Origin of the sequence: Symmachiella macrocystis (assembly GCF_007860075.1) — a bacterium.
Taxonomy (GTDB): domain Bacteria; phylum Planctomycetota; class Planctomycetia; order Planctomycetales; family Planctomycetaceae; genus Symmachiella; species Symmachiella macrocystis.
This window is the reverse complement of sequence record NZ_SJPP01000001.1, coordinates 972,443-990,803: the sequence shown is the minus strand read 5'-3', so window position 1 is coordinate 990,803 and position 18,361 is coordinate 972,443. Positions and strand designations below refer to the sequence as shown.

At 56.0% G+C, this 18,361-nt stretch carries 16 protein-coding genes; 3 read left to right on the top strand and 13 right to left on the bottom strand.

Annotated features, from left to right (window positions below):
- From CA54_RS03885 to CA54_RS03875, 3 genes are all read right to left on the bottom strand, one after another.
- Window positions 1-675: an ABC transporter ATP-binding protein gene (locus CA54_RS03885; protein WP_146369542.1), complete on the bottom strand. Its 675-nt coding sequence runs from the start codon at window positions 673-675 to the stop codon at window positions 1-3.
- A gap of 53 nt (window positions 676-728) precedes the next feature.
- Window positions 729-929: a hypothetical protein gene (locus CA54_RS03880; protein ID WP_146369541.1), complete on the bottom strand. Its 201-nt coding sequence runs from the start codon at window positions 927-929 to the stop codon at window positions 729-731.
- Between the two features lie 176 nt (window positions 930-1,105).
- On the bottom strand, window positions 1,106-2,302 hold the full coding sequence (locus CA54_RS03875; RefSeq protein WP_146369540.1) for a HEAT repeat domain-containing protein: 1,197 nt from the start codon (window positions 2,300-2,302) through the stop codon (window positions 1,106-1,108).
- A gap of 222 nt (window positions 2,303-2,524) precedes the next feature.
- On the opposite strand from CA54_RS03875, the gene CA54_RS03870 reads away from it, so the two are divergent.
- The gene (locus CA54_RS03870; protein WP_146369539.1) at window positions 2,525-3,250 is read left to right on the top strand and encodes an RraA family protein; all 726 of its coding nucleotides are present in this window, start codon (window positions 2,525-2,527) and stop codon (window positions 3,248-3,250) included.
- An 89-nt stretch (window positions 3,251-3,339) separates the two neighbouring features.
- A complete protein-coding gene (locus CA54_RS03865) occupies window positions 3,340-4,647 on the top strand; it encodes an MFS transporter (RefSeq protein WP_197532186.1) in 1,308 nt (435 codons plus the stop codon).
- 229 nt (window positions 4,648-4,876) lie between these two features.
- Here the strand turns inward: CA54_RS03865 and CA54_RS03860 are convergent, their stop codons facing one another.
- From CA54_RS03860 to CA54_RS03845, 4 genes are all read right to left on the bottom strand, one after another.
- The gene (locus CA54_RS03860) at window positions 4,877-6,232 is read right to left on the bottom strand and encodes a sulfatase family protein (RefSeq protein WP_146369537.1); all 1,356 of its coding nucleotides are present in this window, start codon (window positions 6,230-6,232) and stop codon (window positions 4,877-4,879) included.
- 552 nt (window positions 6,233-6,784) lie between these two features.
- Entirely contained in the window at window positions 6,785-7,852 is a 1,068-nt protein-coding gene (locus CA54_RS03855; protein ID WP_146369536.1) for a PDZ domain-containing protein, read from the bottom strand.
- A gap of 38 nt (window positions 7,853-7,890) precedes the next feature.
- On the bottom strand, window positions 7,891-8,607 hold the full coding sequence (locus CA54_RS03850) for a ribonuclease activity regulator RraA (protein WP_146369535.1): 717 nt from the start codon (window positions 8,605-8,607) through the stop codon (window positions 7,891-7,893).
- 7 nt (window positions 8,608-8,614) lie between these two features.
- Complete coding sequence (locus CA54_RS03845) at window positions 8,615-10,795, bottom strand: S9 family peptidase (protein ID WP_197532185.1); 2,181 nt, start codon at window positions 10,793-10,795, stop codon at window positions 8,615-8,617.
- A gap of 318 nt (window positions 10,796-11,113) precedes the next feature.
- Between CA54_RS03845 and CA54_RS03840 the strand changes: the two genes are divergently transcribed.
- The gene (locus CA54_RS03840) at window positions 11,114-12,142 is read left to right on the top strand and encodes a WD40 repeat domain-containing protein (protein ID WP_197532184.1); all 1,029 of its coding nucleotides are present in this window, start codon (window positions 11,114-11,116) and stop codon (window positions 12,140-12,142) included.
- A 286-nt stretch (window positions 12,143-12,428) separates the two neighbouring features.
- Here CA54_RS03840 and CA54_RS03835 read toward each other — a convergent pair whose 3' ends face one another.
- The 6 genes from CA54_RS03835 to rimI all read right to left on the bottom strand — a co-directional run bounded on the left by CA54_RS03835 (window position 12,429) and on the right by rimI (window position 18,025).
- Complete coding sequence (locus tag CA54_RS03835) at window positions 12,429-12,902, bottom strand: peptidylprolyl isomerase (protein ID WP_146372264.1); 474 nt, start codon at window positions 12,900-12,902, stop codon at window positions 12,429-12,431.
- Window positions 12,903-13,203: 301 nt separating this feature from the next.
- Window positions 13,204-13,830: a peptidylprolyl isomerase gene (locus CA54_RS03830; protein WP_315851692.1), complete on the bottom strand. Its 627-nt coding sequence runs from the start codon at window positions 13,828-13,830 to the stop codon at window positions 13,204-13,206.
- A 235-nt stretch (window positions 13,831-14,065) separates the two neighbouring features.
- Window positions 14,066-14,500 (bottom strand): ComEA family DNA-binding protein, encoded by a 435-nt coding sequence (locus CA54_RS03825; RefSeq protein WP_146369532.1) that lies wholly within the window; start codon window positions 14,498-14,500, stop codon window positions 14,066-14,068.
- Window positions 14,501-14,504: 4 nt separating this feature from the next.
- Window positions 14,505-16,184 (bottom strand): ArnT family glycosyltransferase, encoded by a 1,680-nt coding sequence (locus tag CA54_RS03820; protein ID WP_146369531.1) that lies wholly within the window; start codon window positions 16,182-16,184, stop codon window positions 14,505-14,507.
- A 274-nt stretch (window positions 16,185-16,458) separates the two neighbouring features.
- Window positions 16,459-17,256: a ferritin-like domain-containing protein gene (locus CA54_RS03815; protein WP_146369530.1), complete on the bottom strand. Its 798-nt coding sequence runs from the start codon at window positions 17,254-17,256 to the stop codon at window positions 16,459-16,461.
- 262 nt (window positions 17,257-17,518) lie between these two features.
- A complete protein-coding gene (gene rimI, locus CA54_RS03810; RefSeq protein WP_145429386.1) occupies window positions 17,519-18,025 on the bottom strand; it encodes a ribosomal protein S18-alanine N-acetyltransferase in 507 nt (168 codons plus the stop codon).
- Window positions 18,026-18,361 lie beyond the last annotated feature (336 nt).

Genomic DNA, 18,361 nt, shown 5'->3' with positions numbered 1-18,361 from the left:
TCACTCCTTCTCCGCGCCGTGGTCCAGTGCGAATTCGCGGGTGGCGATCCGCAGGACTTGTGCGGGGTCGTGGCTGACCCAAATCAGCGCGCGGCTGTCATCGGCCTGTTGCCAATCGACGACCATCTGTTCGACAGCGGTTGCCGAGTCGGGATCGAGCGAAGCGGTCGGTTCGTCGAGCATCAGTAATGTGGGATCGCATTGCAGCGCACGGATTAGGGCGGTGATTTGGGCTTCGCCGCCGGAAAGCTCGGCGGCCGACTTATCAAGAAAATTCTCATCGCGACCCGCTTGTATTAAAAGATCGATCACGCGTCTTTTTTGAAACTCTAAATTCCCGCGGATGCGAAGCGAATAGGCGATGCGGAGGTTGGTTGCGACGGTTCCCTCGAAAATCGCGGGGCGCTGACGCAGGTAGATCGCTTGACGACGAAAATTCGGGACATCTGCGTTGGTGATCGTATTGCCGCGCCAGAGGATTTCGCCGGCATCGATGGGATCGAGCATCGACAGAGCGCGGAGCAGTACGCTTTTACCGGAACCGGTGGGGCCGATGATCGCCAAGCGTTCGCCGCCGGCGATTTGCAGGTTGATGTCTTTGAGCAGCCACTGCTGCGCGCCGGGAATCTTGCGACCGAGGTGACGGGCTTGGAGCAAAGGAGGGGCGGACGACATCGGCATACCAACGGGTCAAACGGAATACAAAATGACGGCGGACCGGGCGGGGATCAATCGAATTCGCCGTCGCTTTGTACCGACTCATCAATGGTGCGTGCAATGCGAATGGCTTCGCGGATTGCGCGGTCCATCCACGATTTTTCTTCGCCATTGGGGACGCGTCCGGCAGTAATATAAGCGGCAAAAATCCCGGCAGCAGCGGTCGTCAGCGTTTGCTCGGTCGGTTTGAGGGAGATATAGGGTTTTGCCATGTGACGGCTCCTGGATGCTGAGGAATCGAGGTCCAACTATTGGAGTTTCATCGTAACAGATTGAGGGGCGTGGGCAGTAGGCTGTGGAAGAGTGGCCGGTGGTGAGTGGCCGGTGGCCAGAAGAGTGGGGGGAGCGGTTGGAGTTTGTGCGTGCGACCGGTTTGCGTGCGAGTCGATTATTGGGGCTTGATAGCGTGCATTGCTTTGAGGACCAGGCGCCGCGTTTCTTCATCGGGATCATTGCGCAGTTTTTCGATTGCGGGAATCACCGATTTTGCCGCGGGGCCGATTTCAGCTAAGTAGATCAGTCCCAGGCGGCGGTGGGTGGCGTTGCCGTGGGTGAGCATACCAGAAATGCCTTCCATCAACTCCGGCGGGACGTCATGAACGTCAAGGACCTCTTTTAATCGCAGCGCGCCGCTGGCGACGATCTTTGCGGCTCCGGTTTCAAATTCTTTGCGTTCATCCGGTGGCAAATTAAGAACGCCAGCGATTTGTGGAATTGCCGCGGCATCTTGTTCGATAGCCAAGATTGCGATCGCGGTCAAATAACGGATGGATGGATCGCTGTCGGCCAAATGTTTCCGCAGACCGGGCAGGGCGGCGCTGGCTTCGGACTGCAGTGTCATCAGGATAGAAAGTGCGGTAGAGCGGACGATCAGTGGGTATTTTTTGTCGGTGGCTTGTAGAAGCGAGGGGACTTCGACGCGGGTGTGGCCGGCAGCTAGCAGGTGAGGGATGATGATTTCTGAAAGGAAACCATAAGTCCAAACTAACATCGAGTTCCGACTCGGGAAATTAGGGAGATTGACCGGACGTTCTTCATTTTCTTGTAGATCGCCTACAAGTCGGTCGCGTTTTTCCTTAGGAAGGCCATCGAGCCATTGCAGCGCCAAAGGCATGACTGCCTCGTCTGCGGGTGTTATGTACAACAGGGTGACGAATATGCCAAACGGCGGAATTTCTGCATCGTGTGTTTTCTTGTCGAACAGCATTGCCTTGAGCTTAGGAATCGCTGCTTTGGCGTCGGGGCCCGTAATTGTCAAAACGCCCAGGGCAATATTCACGTCTTCCACGTCGTCGCTGTCGAGCATTTCGATCAGTTGTGGGATCAGTGGTTCGGCCTGTCTTCGGTACTCGCGGATTACAGAACGTATATTGGGGGTGAAGAGGACTGGTGTCATGCTTGGCGGATAACTATCGAGGATTCCTTGCAGGTTTTCTTTTGCCTGGCGCCGTTCTTGCGACGCGCCGGAAAGGTCCGTGAGCCATTTTTCGAGCTGAATCAACTCGGCCAAGTCGGGCTCCTGGCCATAGCTAGGCGTGGCGACAAATAGCGACAGCAGGAGTGCAAATATTATGAGGCAGCGCATAGGATTCCCTCCGTGAAACGCATAGTCTGGTCGTCCTCATACGACTCGCTGTGAAATCTGTCAAGATAGGCTTGTATTCAGGTGGGTTCGGCTTGCTTTCACGGTTTCTCGGCATTCGCTATAGTCGGGTTGTTGTTTATTCCCCCGATGGGTAGCGGCCTCGCCCTTCCGGTTTTACTGGCTGCTACCGACACTCTTCTTGAATGATCACCGAGGATATCCATGGCTGATACCGCGAAACTTTTCGCTGCTTTGGCGAAATATGATACGCCGACCGTTTGCAACGTGGTGGAGCTGTTTGACCTGCATCCGCGGAGCAGCGGGTATATGGACGATTCGATTCGTGCCTGTTTCCCGGAAATGCCACCGATGGTGGGTTATGCGGTGACGTCGACGTTTCGCAGTTTCGCTCCTCCGCGTGGAGGAGACGTCTATGCGGGGCTCAAAGAGCAAATCGAAGCGTTTGGCGAGTTGCCGGGGCCGGCGGTTGTGGTGTATCAGGACTTGGATGAGCCGACGGCGGCCGCCACGTTTGGTGAGGTGATGTGCACGACCTATCAGACATTCGGCGCAGCGGGGTTGATCACTTCGGGCGCGGGACGCGACTTGGATCAAGTGCGCGACATCGGTTTTCCCGCATTTACGAATGGCACGATCTGTGCGCATGGATATTGCCATACGTTGGCGGTAAACGTGCCTGTCACTGTGGGTGGCATTTGTGTTTATCCCGGCGACTTGTTGCACGGTGATTGCAACGGCGTGACCACGATTCCTGATGAGATCGCTTCGGAGGTACCCGATGCGTGCGAAGAATTGATGGCGGCCGAATCGATCATTATGAACTACCTCAAAGAACCGAATCCCACCGTGGCGGGATTTGTTGAGGCTCGGGAAGCGTGCGGCAGCCGGATTGCAAAATTGGGTGCTCGGTTACGGGATGACTCGTAACGCCGTCGTGTCAGCGACCGCGGATTGTGGTGTAACGTGTCGTGGTGGGATGTGGGTTGATCGGTATGAGCAGTAGCCGCGATGATGCGATGCCGACCCGTCTTCCGCTGATGCGTGCTGTCTTGGAGCGTGTGCCGGCGAGTTGCCGCCGCGCGTTGTACTTCGAGACGTTTTACAGCGTGGGCAGCGGCACGTTCGTCGCCTTGTTTTTGCTTTCGCTGGCCGCGCTCAAGACGGTGCTGCATGGGCAAGCGGTGCACCTGATGATGCTGGGCGCGATGTTCGGTGGCAGCAGTCTGCTCAGCCCGCTGGTGGGCTACATGGCGGGCAGGGTGCCGATGCGGTTGTTGGTGATCGTGCCGAATTTGGTGACAGCCGTCCTCTTGCTGGCGATTGCATTGCCGGTGGCCGGGCCGATGTATTTTACTTGCGTGGTGGGTAGCTGTTTTATCTTGCGCGTATTTCCCCGCGTGGGAGAGATGAACATGTACCGCGTGTTGTACCCGGCGACGCATCGCGGTCTGGCGGTGGGTTGGCTGAAGGCGATTGCCGCGATTTCGGCGCTGTTTTTGACGGTCGCCGGAACATGGTGGTTCGACAATCACGGCACACAGTATTGGGCGGTCTACGCCTATGCCGCTTGCATGCTGGTGATGGGTTCGTTTTGTTATTCGCGAATTCGCAAGCGCGAAAACGGCGCGTTTGGCAACGGCGATCGTGTCTCGCCCTGGGTCGCCATGCGGAATGGTTGGAAAGTATTCACCGCCGACCAACGGTTTGTGCGCTACCAAAAGGGTTTTGCGTTGGCCGGATTTGCCAATCACATGGGGATGGCCTTTATCCCGGAAATTTTGCGAAACGCGGATTACATCGCCGCCACCGATCGTCAGGTATTCGTGATATCCGCAGTGATGCCAGCGATGTTGATCATGGCTTCGTCGCCGTTTTGGGGACGGTTTTTAGACAAGATTGATCCCATGTCGGGCCGCTCGCTGTTCAATTTGTTGCAGACGTTCGGCTATGGCATGTATTGCTATGGCGGGGTGTCGCGGCAGATCTGGCCCATGTATGTGGGAGCGGCATTTCATTCGATCAGCAATGGCGGCGGAACAATCAATTGGTCGACGGGCAGTTTGTATTTTGCGAAGCCGGAAAACGTTTCGCTGTACAACAGTTGGCACGTAGGATTGACGGGAATCCGCGGAATGATCGCGCCGCTGTGTGGGTGGTTGCTGCTCTCCTATTATGGATTGGGGCCGTGGATGTTCGCGGTTTGTGTTGTGCTGTCGCTGGCGGGGAGCATTTATATGTATCGGTTAGCGCAGACCGATACGGGGTCAGTGGAGCAATCACATGATCGTGTGGTCGACGTATCCGCATCGAGTGGAGCGGGGTGATTTCTGTTTGCACTCGGTTTAGATTTGCGACTTACTCATTGGAAATGCAAAAAGGCCGCGCGCAAAGACGCAGAGCCGCAAAGAAGAAAAAGAGATAAAAACTTGGGGGTTTGTGCTCTTCAACTCTTCACGTTGCAACGGACTTCCACTGCGGCTGGGCGTCACTGCGTGAGGCTTTTTTGAGAGGCAGATCGTTTGTCTTACATCGAAAGGTGCGTCGCGACGTACCCTACGGTTGTACTTCGGCGGCCCATTGTTTGTGTAGGTTGGTTAAGCGGGTGACGATGTCTCGGTGTTGGGCGGCGATGTTTTTGGTTTCGGTGACGTCGACAGCCATGTTGCTCAAGAAAATACGGTCGTCCCCTTCGAGGCGGGTTTTGTGTTTGGTGTCGTTACCGTTGACGACCAGTTTCCAATCGCCGTCACGCACAGCCCATTGGTGGCCGAGTTGCCAGTGAAAAGTCGGATGGGGTGTCGCAGCGTCCGGGTCGTGGATCACGGCTTTTATGCTGCGGCCGTCGAATGTTTGATCGGGCAGGTTGACATCGCAATAGTCGGCGATCGTGGGGAGCCAATCGATGCTGACCGCGACTTGGTCGCGGGTTTGGCCTGCGGGGATGATTCCCGGCAGGCTGACGATGGCGGGGACACGGATGCCCCCCTCCAGCACGCTGAATTTCGCACCGCGATAGGGACCGGCATTGCCGCCGCCGAAGTTGGCGCGTTCTTCGGTGGAATGCCCGTGGTCGCTCAGGAAAATGACCAACGTCCGCTCGCGCAATTTGAGTTCATCCACCTTGGCCATAATCTGGCCGATGGCATCGTCCATGTGGGAAGTGATGGCGGCATAGGATCGGCGCGGTTCGGGGAGATCGGCGTACATTTCACGAAACCGGTCGGCGGCTTGCATGGGGTAGTGTGGAATGTTGAACGGGACGTATAGCAAAAATGGTTTGTCTTGATTATCTTCGAGAAACTGCTTCGATTCACGCACGATTAGATCGCTGAAGTGCGTGCCTTGCTCCCAATGTTCCTGGCGGTTACGCCACATGTCGTGAAAATGGGGGCCGGCCCAGTAGAAGAAGTGTGAATAGTTGTCGATGCAGCCCGCTTTGTGGCCGAAGAATTCTTGGAAGCCTTGGCTGTTGGGATGGTAATCGGGCAGCGTTCCCAGATGCCATTTTCCCATGAGTGCGGTCTTGTAACCGGCGCCGCTGAGGATCTCGCCGAGAGTGACCTGTTCGGGGGGCATCCCGCGGTGGCCGCGTTGGGAAGGGACGTTGCCGGGTACGCCCGCGCGTTGTGGATAGCGGCCGGTGATCAGCGCGGCTCGCGATGGTGAACAGACGGGGCTGGCGACGTAGAATTGCGTGAACCGCACGCCGCGCTCTGCGAGATCATCTATGTGAGGCGTGTTTAAATCGGTCGAGCCGTAACAGTTTAGATCGATTGAACCGAGATCATCGGCGAAGAAGAGAATCACATTCAGCGGCCGGTCTGTTTCAGCAGCCGAGCATGTCGACGTGAACAGGGGGAAGGCCAGCAAGATGGCCGCGATTGTACACGACGGTTTGATGAAAGACATGAACGGCCTCAGTTCCGAGAATAGTAATAGTCTGCAAGGAAGGAAAACGTTGCAGTGCTATTAGAGCCGGAAATGGTAGCGGTTGTCTACCGGGTGAGGCGACTTACAGAGGCGCAAAAAAAGGACCGCGGCCTTCTCAAATTTGGAAGGCCGCGGCCATGGTTCAGGTCATAGGTCGATGGCGACGGTCGAGTCGCTGCGAGAATGACGAGGGTCCGGCTCCGCTAGGCGAACACCGATCAGTGACCCCGGCCAACGCAAAAAATTTGGTCCCTCCGCCGGAATGCGAGACGAATGACTTGAACCTAATAGTATAAAAATCGCGACGGCTTTTTGAAACCCGGTCGTCATCGATCAAACTTTCGTTTGCCCGTCCGAAGCCGTCGTCGATAACTGACTTCATCGACATCTCCGCCGTTTGTCGTTGAGTTTTTTTTCTGCCGTGCGGCGGGGGATGGGGAATAACAAAATCCGCTCGGGCGGGTCAACATCGGTTTTGGCAAACAGTACCGATCTAAAATACCCGATGCGAATGAAGTTCACGCACGTCCCTTATTTTTTATCGAGAGACTCGCCATTTTTTGGAGACGGTTTAGGTTTGGAATTTGCCTTGGGGGTGGGGAAAGGAGTGGGGATGGGTTTCGAGGGATTGTTTGCAGCCTCGGCTTTTTTCCGTTTATTGTGTTCCTTGTCGTGGAAGAATTCCCGCCAACTTTTCAGACGGACATCGACGGAGATTTCCTTGCCATTGCGAAGAAACCCGACCTTGACCGTGTCGCCGACTTTATTTTTTTTGATCATCTCGACCAATTGTTCAAAATTATCAACGACTTGACCCGCGTATTCGACGATCACGTCGCGGTCCCGTATTCCGGCGGCGGCGATGGAGCCTTCAGGTGTGGCTTTTTGAATTTCAAACCCGCGTGCTTTCGGGAGACCTGCTTGGAGGCCCAAGCAAGCCACGCCACGTTCTTGCACGCTTGAGTTGGGGATTTGTTGCTCAAGTTTTCGGACGGCATCCAGGGAGGCGGGGCAGTCTTGGACACGGTATACAGCCTGTAGCCGACCCGGGCGGAGACGCCGAAACTGCCGCAGTTCCTTGTCGCCACCTTGCCATTGATCGTCGATCCAAATTTGCAGCGGACCGCCGATATCTACGCTGGGGCCGCTAATCCCCACTGGTAGAACCATCGCCTTCAATTCTTTGAGTTTTTTAATGGCGCGGCGGTCACGGTCGTCGGCATGGACCGCGATGGCTGCTGCGGCGCGTCGCGCGGCTGAGGGGGCTGCGGATTCGACGAGTTCCTCTAAAGCGGCATCCAATTCGTCGAGAGTCGCATCATCGTTGTTGTCGTAAAACGATGCGAGAACTAGTAGGACGCGATTCGTGGTTTCCAGTTCCGCGTTCGATGCGGCTTTGGCTAGCGGGGCAATTGCTGGACGGCCCAGGGTTTTTAGCCGTTTTGTGGCAGCTTCACGCTCGGCGAAGTTATCACTGCTCAGCGCTGCGATATCTTGTTGAATCATGGCGGACTGCTGAGCCGAATCGTCGCCCAGTAGGGGCAACGGAAACAACAGAATGAAGGCTGTCAGCAGTAGCAGTTGATCTCGAAACGTCATGTTCGGGGATACCTTTTGAAATGAAACGTCGCGACGCGTCACTGATCACGCAAAGTTTGTTCATACTCGGCTTGTGTTCGTTCGTCCATCGGGTATGTCCCAACCAGTGATGCGCCGCCGCGGATTTTGTCGATGATGAAATCCTCGCGATGTTCCTGGGCAGCCGCTTCGCGTGCGACCTCTTCGGCCAGATGCGGGGGAATGACGACGACCCCTTCGTCATCGCCAATCAGCACATCGCCGGGGTAGACGGCGACACCGGCGCAGGCGATCGGCAATTGGAAATCGCAGGGATGGTGGATTGTTTTGTTGGTGGCGGCGTGAGCGGAGCGGGCGTAGGCGGGCATACCACATTGGGCGATGACGGGAGAGTCGCGAAAGGCGCCGTCGGTGACCACCCCCGCTGCGCCGCGGACCTGCATACGCGTTGCCAGAATGGCTCCCATGGTTCCACCCCGTTCATCACCACGGGCATCGATGACGAGGATTTCTCCCGGGCCAACTTTTTCGATGGCCAGTCGTTGAGGATCGGTCAGGTTGTCGAATTTGAGCGACGTATCCAAATCCTCGCGGGATGGAATATAGCGCAAAGTAAACGCGCGACCGGCCATGCGTTGTCCGGCCGCGAGTGGTTGGACCCCTGTCAAAAAGGTGTTCCACAGCCCTTTTTTAGCAAGCACGGTGGTGAGTGTGGCGGTACTGGGAGTATTCAACAGGTCCCAAGTCTCGGCGCTGATCGTGATTTGTTCCGGCATGGAGATGTTAATCTTGATGTTGGGAGGGAGTCTGTTCGGGGAGCATGGTCTTGATGATGAAATTATACGTTGTTCGCGTATAGTGTGCACCATGAATCCCGTGTTTAGCGCGGGGATAGAGCATCAGCTCGAAATCTTTGTCCGCTCGTTGCAGCGCGTTGACCAGTTGCGTCGTGTTTTGCAGGTGGACATTGTCGTCGAGCATGCCGTGCAACAACAATAACCGGCCATGTAGGTTTTTCGCGGCTTTGACAACCGACGTTTCGTCGTATCCTGCGGGGTTGGAGGCGGGGGTGTCCATGTAGCGTTCGGTGTAGATCGTATCGTAGTTTCGCCAGTCGGTCACCGGCGCACCGGCGATACCGGCGGCAAAGGACTGGCTGTGGGTCAGGGCAAAGGCGGTCAAAAACCCGCCGTAACTATGGCCGCCCAGGCCGATCCGCTTTGAGTCGACCCAGGATTTCGATTTCAACCACGTGACGGCGTGCTCCAAATCGCGGAGTTCGTTCACGCCGAGTCGGCGGTAGGCGGTCCAGGCGCTTTGCGCGCTTGAGCCGGAAGCGGAGCGGGGATCGACGCGAAGAATCACAACGCCCGAAGTCGCCAGGACTTCATCGAATAGACGGTGTGTCTTTGTCCAGCGGTTGCGGATGGTGGGATAATGGGGGCCGCCGTAGATCTTGATCCAGACAGGGTATTGCCGCGAAGAATCGAAATCCGCCGGCAGCATGAGACTGCCATCGAGCGTGCCGCCATCGCCGGTCTCGATGGAGACCGTTTTGTGTGTGCTCCATTGATATTCGTTGAGGTCGGTGGTGTCGGTCTTGTGCAACTCGCGGATTCGATGGCCGTCGCCGCCAGAAATTTCGGTCGTCGGGGGACGTTCGAGAGAGCTATGCGTATCGAGATAACCGTTGCCGCTTGGAGAAAAACGAATGCGGTGGGAACCCTCAGTGCTCGTCAGTTGCACCGGTTCACCGCTATTGAGGGAAACTCGATAGAGGTGGTCTTCGAGATGTGATTTTTTTGCAGCTGAGAAATAAACGTCTCCGGCAGGTTCGTTGATGAAGTGGACTTTGCTGACCTCCCACGGTCCGGCGGTGACGGCGCGGCGGAGTTGGCCGTTCGCGGCGTAGTGATAGAGATGCCGCCACCCTGAGCGTTCGCTTTCCCAGAGGAATGAACCGTCCTCGAGGAAATGGGGCGGCGCAAGGTTATTCACCCATGCTGCGGTGGTTTCCCGAAGCAATCGACGGGGCGTTGAGCTGCCGGGATCGACGACGAGCAGATCCAACCAGGTTTGCGCGCGGTTTTGCAGATAGAGATAAACGGTTTGGTGGTCGGGCAGCCAACCGGCGCGGACGACCAATCGATCTTCGGGTGGGTATGCACTGAGGTCGACCCATCGGACGACTGCGTCAGTCAGGGAAGCGATGCCGACTTGCACAAGGGGGTTTGCCGTACCGGCTTTAGGATAGCGCATTTCATGAATGCGTTGGGTATCCGGAACGTTGTTGGGAATGCTGAAGGGCGCCACCGGTGTGTCGTTGAACTGCAGGAACACAATCTGTGTGCCGTCGCCGCTATACCAAAAGGTTCGTAACTGCCGGTTAAATACCTCTTCCCAATAGACCCAATCGGCTTTCCCGTTACGGATGAGTTCGCTGCCGTCGGTCGTCAATCGCTGCTCCGCCTGTGTAGCCAGATCGACGGTGTAGAGATCGTTGTCACGGACAAATGCGACGGATTCTCCTTGGGGGCCGAACTGTGCTAACTCAGCGGTTCCGGCTGCGTCTGTCAATCGGCAGGCGAAGCTACCGTCCAGTTTGGCGAAGTAGAGACGGTCCGCATGCGGGATCAATACAGCATCGTAGGCGGGGTTGAATTGCAGGTGCGCTTTATTCGCCAATTTGCGGGCAGTTGGTTCATCAATATCGGAGAGTGATTGCAATCCTTGCGCCAGTTGTGTGGGGTCGAACAACGGGGAGGTGTCGCCGGTCTTTGCGTGGACTTTGGTGTATTGTCCTTTGTGCGTTTGTAGCAGGTGCGCGCCGTTGGGGAGCCATTGAAAGCGGGGGGCGGGATGGCGGAATGGATGCAGTGTCGCGTGCGGACCGTAAGCGGTGTCGAAGGTGATCGGTTTCTTGGCGGGGGTTTCGTCCGCAGCGGTCCCCTGGTGTATTGCCACGCAGGCTATAAAGATCCAGAGGAGACGAGATCGGCGCATGTTGTTGAACTTCAGTGAATTGTGTTTGTGAACAGGGACGTCGCCGGAAGTCTTTGATTTTCGTTTCCCGACAGTCGATGCGTCAAGTGGAGCGGAATTGCCGTTTGTGGTGCGGTTGAGTATTGTGAGCGGATCGAAGTGTATGTTTGACTTATATTTCAAAACCCGGTTGCGCTTGTTCTGGAAACGTTCAGAACAGTATCAGTGAGACGCGTCAGAGGGTTTTGAAACTACTTGTTAGAAAATTTTCCACAACGACATTACTCAGGACACATGACCATGAGTAAGGCGAATCTTTTTTTCTCGGTCTGCATGGCCGGTTTCATCATTTTTGGCAGCGAAGTGGCCTATGCGCAGCGTTCGCCGTTGCAGCAACCTGCGGCCACTGAAAATCCGCAGCAGAGTTGGGGCGGTTTTGAGGAATGGACGACGGCGGTGGCATTTGCGCCGGATGGCAAATCGCTGGCCGTTGGGACGTATGAAAAACTCGAAATTGTGGATCTGGCTGAGGAGGGCAAACGAAGGTCGATCGACTTGAACACCGGTTTCGTGCATGCGTTGGCTTATGCGCCCGATGGAAAACTGATTGCGGCGGGGAGTTATCAATCGGTCACGGTGATTGATTCGGCGACAGGCGAGTCGCGCGTTTTTAAAGGGCAGCGGGGCTATGTGCTGGGCGTGGCGTTTTCGCCCGACGGCCAGTGGTTGGCGACGGCAGCGGAAGACGAATCAGTGCGGATTTGGTCCGTGGCGGATGGCGCGGAGCGACTGACGTTTAGCGAACATCGTTTGCCGGCGACATCAATTGCCGTGTCGCCTGACGGCACATTGGTTGCTTCGACCGATGGCGATGCGGAGCAACCGCGAAAAAAAGGGACCGCCTCTATTTGGGATGCGACAACGGGCGAGGTCCGCTCCACGTTGAACGGCCATGCACGCGGGATCAACGGCATTGTTTTTTCGCCGGATGGAAAGCAGGTCGTAACGGGAGGGACTGATGAAACCGTCCGCGTTTGGGAAACGTCGACCGGCAAACCGCTCAAAATGCTGGAAGGGCATTCGCGGCCGGTGAATGCACTGGCCTTTTCTCCGGACGGTAAAATGCTAGCGACTGCCGGCGGGGGACGGTTCAAAGGTAAGAACAATATTCTGTTATGGGATACGGCGACCTGGAAAATCCTCAAGACGATCGAAGCGCACGACGCCCGCGTCACGGACGTGGCCTTTTCGCCCGACGGCACCCAGATTGTCACGACCAGCTACGACAAGTCGGTGCGGTTGTGGAAGGTGCCGGGTAGTAGGCAGTAGGCAGTAGGCAGTAGGCAGTAGGCAGTAGGCAGTAGGCAGTAGGCAGTAAAAAAGTGGCCGGTGGTTAGTGGCCGGTGGCCAGAATCGGGTTTGCTTGTGGCGTTGATCTGGCTATTCCGGTATACAATCTCAATCCGGATGATCACTCCGGGGATTGTTGGGAGCACTTCGCCCGGTTGATCGGGCGTCTCGCGCAGCGGTATTAGGCCCGTCTTTGCAGCGGGTGTCCGCTAGGCGGCCCCGCTATTCCCCCCCGTTTTAAGGGGGGCTCGATGTCTCAGATGGGCTATTGGGCGTTGCTGGGGTTTTCGGTGACTGTGATGCGTTTGATTTTGTCACCTTTTTTAATGGAATTGACGACGTCTTGGCCTTTGATGACGCTTCCGAAAACGGTGTGTTTGCCATTCAGGTGGGGGGTTGATGTGTGCGTGATGTAGAACTGTGATCCGTTTGTGTTGGGGCCGGAATTGGCCATGGCGAGGATGCCCGGTCCGTCATGAGTCAGGGCGGGATGGAATTCGTCGTCGAACTCGTAGCCCGGTCCGCCTGTGCCTTTGCCGTCGGGACAGCCCCCTTGAATCATGAAGTTGGGGATCACGCGGTGAAACACCAGTCCGTTATAAAAACCGTCCTGGGAAAGTCGTGTGAAGTTATCGACGGTGTTGGGAGTCTTGTCGGCGTGTAGCGCGAGTTTGATCGTTCCTCGGGTGGTTTCCATGACGGCCGTATGTGTCCCGATGGGAGCGGCTGCTTGTCGCATTTCACTGGCCGGTCCGAGATCGGCAGATTCGAGCGAAGCGTCTCGCGTTGCTGACGAACAGCCAGTGCAGTTGATGATCCCTGCGCAAACCAGCAGTGCGCCCACTAAGCGCGTGTGTACCTTGATCGTCCGCATCATAACCCGAGTCCTTTCAGGGTTTTTTGCCTGTGCCGACGGCCCACCATGCGCCGTCGGTCTCTCCTGGGAGGGCGGAGTTTAGCACAAGCGGCGAAATGGGTTAAGACGTCTTGAAACGGGCCGAAATCGCGTGTTTTTACGGGAAAACTGCAGGTGAGGCGGATTATTGCTCAGCCGGTTTCTCTGTCTCTGTTTCGGTTTCAGGGGCCGCGGTTTCCGGGGCCGCCGGTTCCTCAGAGGGGTTTCGATCGATCGTGATTGATTCGATGATATCCCCATTGCGGATGGAGTTGACGATGACCTGGCCTTCGATCACGTGTCCAAAAACGGAGTGTTTGCCGTCGAGATGCGGGGTGGCGTTGTGGGTGATGAAGAATTGGGAGCCGTTGGTGGTGGGGCCGGCGTTGGCCATGGAGATAATGCCGGCGCTGTCATGTTTTAAGTCGGGGTGGAATTCATCTTTGAAGCGGTATCCCGGCCCGCCGCTTCCGTCGCCTTTGGGATCTCCCCCTTGGATCATGAAATTGGGGATCACGCGGTGGAATTTCAGTCCGTCATAGAATTTGTCTTCGGCGAGCGTTACAAAATTTCCGACGGTCATCGGAACTTTGTCGCCATCAAGCCACAAGCGAATGGTACCGCGATTGGTCACGATTTCGGCGATGACCGGTTTGTCGACTTTAGTGGGTTCAATAATCGGTTCTCCCTCAGTCGCAGTCGCTCCACATCCGACGCTTGTGAGAAATAACGTGGAAAGCAGCATCGCGCGGCGAGTGAGGGTTGGATTCATGGGATGAACCTTCATGGAAGAGTTTCAGATGATAACTGACGCCCGTTGAGCGTCTGGGTGATAATGCTGATAATCCGGATCTTAGCAGAGTGCCTGGGCGGCGTTAAGGCATTGCGCGGGGCAGCTCAAATACTTGAATGAGTTCCTAGGCACTGGCGAAGCCAGTGGCACCCGAATTTGCCAGTTTGACTTTGCGCAACCGGCTTTTGAAACTGGTTCAAAGCGGCTTCGGTGCTTATTTGTCGTTGGCTGCGGGGGTGATGTATAGCCATTCTCGGATCGCGTCGAGTTTCTTAGCGCCGATCCCGTTGACGCGACGGATGTCGTCGACGGTGGCGAAGGGGCCGTGTTGGTTGCGGTCGGCGACGATTCGCCGCGCCAGCACTTCGCCGATGCCTTCCAGTTGTGCCCATTGCACCCAGGGGGCGTTGTTGATATCGAGGCGGAAGTCATATTCTCGTGCCTGCAAACGTTTGATTTCAACCGGTTTTTGCCCCCAGCCGCTGAGCTTGGTCCAATAGACAAAGGACAAGAGCGCTAGCGCGGCGAGCATGACGGCGACGAAGACTTGATCGCTACGGTGCAGGCCGAGGATTGAGCGGCTGCCACGGGAATCAACAGTCGATTTGTCGGTGTTGTCCATTTGTGAATCTGCGGAGGGATCTGGCATGATGCTAGCGCAAGACCTCCGGCCGACTGGTGATTGATGGATCGGGTGGGGTGCCGTTTTCGCCGCCGATCTGCGGCTGTGCTTTCGGTTCAGAACTCTGATCGATTCGTGAGGGGTGGACGAACGCGGTGAATTCAGACTGGCGTAAATCCTGCAGTGGGATCTCCGTTAATCCGCAGCGGTGCGCGCGTGCGCGGTGAGCTGGGCGGACGGGGCGTACCAAAATGAGCAGATCCGGGTGGGTGAATTTTTTCTGAATCGTATTGTAGAGAATGTTGGGCATTTTTCCGATTGTGTGAAATCCGACGCGTCCAGACTTGCGATCGGTTTCGACTTTTTCAAATGGGCCGAAGGTCGTGCATAGGTGTTTTCCCAAAGTCGCTTCTGCCACGCGCCCTTTGTGGCGGCTGGTGAGTGCTTCGAACCAAAATAACAGAGACACCGTGAGCACGAATCCCGCGGTGACGACGAGCTTTTGATTGTGACTGATCGTCGTCGGCAGGGCGATGGACTGGATGAACAGAATTAAAAAAATGGCTCCCGACGCCTGAATGGGCAATGTAATGATTAACACGGACAGGAAATACCGTCCATTGATGTTCTGGTGTTGAACGAGCATGACAAACACGGCGATCAGGATGGCCGCTGCGATCATGAGCAACGGCGCATAGGTGCGCGACAGCAACATGCGGTGGCATTGCGTCAGGCCCACAATGAACAAGACCAGATTGAAATATTCAAAACTTTCGCTGAACTGGTTGAGGAATTCAAACCAAATCGCCTTTTCATCGTCGCGGTTGTCGATTTTTCTCGGGGTACTAGACGAGTTGTCGTTTCCAGCGGTGGAGTGGGACGGTAGTGGGCGGGACTGCGTTGCGGCCGTCATTGTTTTGGCTTGGGGACTGTTCGCAGGCGACGCTTGTGATTGCATCCATGCGACAATTTTTGGGACCCGATCAAATCGTCCCCATTGCCAGTGGGGGTATCCGGCGAGCAGTGTGAGGTTCATGGCGAACATGCAAAGGGGGATCATGACCAAAACGATCACGATGCGTTGGGTTTGGCGCAGTCGGGAAACAGTTGCAGGAGCTAGGCTGAGCAACCAGAAGCAGGCCAACGGGATCAAGGTCCAACCTTCGGTACGCGTGAGGATGGCGCCAGCCGTGGCGAGGCCGGCGGCGATGGGAGTCGCAATGTTGTCGCGGGATGTCGCGCAGCGCAGCAGTAAATAACTCGCCAATATAAAGCAAAACCAGTAGGTCGATTCGCGAATCGGTTCGACGGAGAGTTTGACTAACTCCGGATGCATGGCGAACAGCAGGACGGCTATGGTGGCCCAACGGTCATTGAATAGTCGGCGGACCAACCCAAACAGTGGAAACACGGTGAGACCGGAGATCAAAATGCCCCAGATCTTGAAGTTCCAGGGAAATGCGAGCCCCGTACTTTCTAGTCCCCATAAGATAAACGGGAAGATATTGAGGTTCAGATAGTTCAGAGCTGCATCCGTCTGACCTTGTTTCCACATCTCGACGACCGACAGATAAAAGTATCCATCGTCACAGATTGACGAGATTTGCCAGGCCAGCAATAGACGGGGAATGACGGTCAGCAGCACCAAGAGGGCCAGGATCAGCCCCAGCTTTCTTTGCGTGAAGGGCTTCCCTATGAAGAATTCGGGCATACCTTCGAGATTTCGGAGGAAAGGCTCTTTGCCTGTTTGATTCCACGAGGCGATTTGCAAAGAATTCTCCAACGGCAATCGGGCGAACTCGGATCTCGATTCCGAAGAGTTGAACCGACGCGGTTCGGCAAATGGACGTCGCAGTTGGTTCGGCGAGTTTATAGCAAAGGCAGGGGGAAGGAGGAAGGCGAAGATTTTGGTGGAAGGAGAGGAACAGTTCCTGCACCTGCCATTTTTTACTGCCTACCGCCTACTGCCTACTATCGTAGAGCGACTAGCGCAAGTCATCACGACCGGCGTGTTGGATCTGGTCGATGAATTCGTCCGTCAGGCCGGCGTCGAGTCGGGGTTGGCGTTGGAAGGCTTTGCCTTTGGCTTTTTCGGGGCGGAGCGGCCAGTGAAGGTGGTCAATATAGGCGTCCCAGTCGGTTTGGTCGGCTGGTTTCATGGCGCGTAGCCAATGGATGCCAAAGGCGACATGGCCGATTTCGTCTTGGTGAATCGCGCGCATGATTCCGGCGCCTTTTTTATCGCCGGCGGAATCGTAGGCTTGCTCGAATTCGATGGTGTGATCGAGATTACCCGCCTCGAAGGTGAGGGGCAAACCGGCGAGGTAGTCGAGTGGGCTTTGGAAATCCTGAGCTTTGAGCCAGAAATATCCGTTCACCGGGAGGTCTCCGAACGTCATGCCGAATTCTTCGAGTCGCTGGGCATGCATGCGGGTGTGGCGTTGTTCATCTGCCATGATGGGCAGCATGCCGTGGCGAAATTCGGTCGGGGCATCGGGAAAGGCGCATAACGTAAATGCCATGACCTCCAGTGCCTGGAGTTCGTGGTTAGCCATGATATGGTGGGCGACGGCGCGTTTGGCGGGATCTCGAAACGCGGTCGGCGCGGGCATGGCGGGCGCTTCTTTACGGCCGGCGAATTTCAGGTTGGCCGGGCGGGCGGGCAACGGAAAACGCTGCGGAGGGCCGGGGATCCGATCCGTCGCAGGGCCGTCCAGCGGCCGGAGTTTTTCGGCCAGGCTGTCGGACTGCAGAATTCTTTCGGCAAAGTCGCGTATTTCCATGAGTTCGTGGGCAGCGGGTTGAGTTGGTTGCCGGCGGTGAAATAACCAGTGTAGCAACCAGAATCTCAAGAACCAGGGGATGGTCGAGAGAGTTCGGTGCCTTTGAATGGTGAGGCGCAAAAAAAACACGCCTGGTGAGAGGCGTGTTTTAACGTAACGTCATTGTGATGAATGCCGAGGGCACGATTGCGTATCGGCATGGGGGCGTGAAAACGCTTGTAAGTGCGTTTTTAAACCCCGTGATCACATCGTGAAACCTGCGTTAGGATTCTTCGTGGAGTCCGTCGGCGAGTTTTTCGTATTTGGCGATGCGATTGTGCGGTGCGAAGTTGTACATGGCGTCCTCGGGGTCGAGGCGGTACTTCATCACGTAGGCATCTTCGGCAGAGTCTTCGTAGTGGTCGCGGAGCACACCCACGGCGACGAAATCGCTGTTTTGGAAGAAGAGCTGCGCGGGCAAATTTGTCTCGCGGACTTCCAGAGTGATTTCCTTGCGTCGTTGTTGCGACAGCTTGCTGACGAGCTTTTCGATCATCTGTCCGCCGATGGCTTGGCGGCGAAAATCTTCAGCGACAGCGAAGTTGAGAATGTGCAATCGCGTTTTGTGCAATTCGTAGATCATGAAACCGACGACTTGCCCGTCGACTTCGGCGACCATACCAATGCAATTCCTCTGACGTAAGCAGCAGAGGAAATCTTCTTCGGTCCAATGATACTCGAAGCTTTCGCGTTCGATTCGCAGGACTTCGGCCATATCTCGCCGAATCATCCAACGGATTTGGACTTTGACGCTGACGCTTTTAATGCCTTGTCTGTGGTATTGTCCGGAATCGGAATTCACGGCGGCCTCCTTGCCTTTACTGAGGCTTCAAATCCGGCGTATCTGCGAACCGCTTCGTTGCGATCGTTTTCGAAACACAAACACGCGTTTGACCTCCAACCACGACGGAAACCAGCTGATCCGTTTTGCTGGCACGGAAACAATTACCCGCTTGGGGCAACTGAACCCGCAACACGATAGTATCGTGTTCAGTCCGAGAATGGAATTCCCAGCGGGCCGTTCCTGCCATGCGCAGGAAAATGGCCAGCGTATGCTGGTTCAACT

Coding starts and splice junctions, on each gene's coding strand:
- CA54_RS03830 (WP_315851692.1), bottom strand. CDS start 13,830: ATGAATCCAACCCTCACTCGCCGCGCGATGCTGCTTTCCACGTTATTT.
- CA54_RS03835 (WP_146372264.1), bottom strand. CDS start 12,902: ATGCGACAAGCAGCCGCTCCCATCGGGACACATACGGCCGTCATGGAA.
- CA54_RS03815 (WP_146369530.1), bottom strand. CDS start 17,256: ATGGAAATACGCGACTTTGCCGAAAGAATTCTGCAGTCCGACAGCCTG.
- CA54_RS03855 (WP_146369536.1), bottom strand. CDS start 7,852: ATGACGTTTCGAGATCAACTGCTACTGCTGACAGCCTTCATTCTGTTG.
- CA54_RS03885 (WP_146369542.1), bottom strand. CDS start 675: ATGTCGTCCGCCCCTCCTTTGCTCCAAGCCCGTCACCTCGGTCGCAAG.
- CA54_RS03860 (WP_146369537.1), bottom strand. CDS start 6,232: ATGTCTTTCATCAAACCGTCGTGTACAATCGCGGCCATCTTGCTGGCC.
- CA54_RS03820 (WP_146369531.1), bottom strand. CDS start 16,184: ATGCCCGAATTCTTCATAGGGAAGCCCTTCACGCAAAGAAAGCTGGGG.
- CA54_RS03865 (WP_197532186.1), top strand. CDS start 3,340: ATGCCGACCCGTCTTCCGCTGATGCGTGCTGTCTTGGAGCGTGTGCCG.
- rimI (WP_145429386.1), bottom strand. CDS start 18,025: ATGATTCGGCGAGATATGGCCGAAGTCCTGCGAATCGAACGCGAAAGC.
- CA54_RS03850 (WP_146369535.1), bottom strand. CDS start 8,607: ATGCCGGAACAAATCACGATCAGCGCCGAGACTTGGGACCTGTTGAAT.
- CA54_RS03870 (WP_146369539.1), top strand. CDS start 2,525: ATGGCTGATACCGCGAAACTTTTCGCTGCTTTGGCGAAATATGATACG.
- CA54_RS03880 (WP_146369541.1), bottom strand. CDS start 929: ATGGCAAAACCCTATATCTCCCTCAAACCGACCGAGCAAACGCTGACG.
- CA54_RS03840 (WP_197532184.1), top strand. CDS start 11,114: ATGAGTAAGGCGAATCTTTTTTTCTCGGTCTGCATGGCCGGTTTCATC.
- CA54_RS03825 (WP_146369532.1), bottom strand. CDS start 14,500: ATGCCAGATCCCTCCGCAGATTCACAAATGGACAACACCGACAAATCG.
- CA54_RS03875 (WP_146369540.1), bottom strand. CDS start 2,302: ATGCGCTGCCTCATAATATTTGCACTCCTGCTGTCGCTATTTGTCGCC.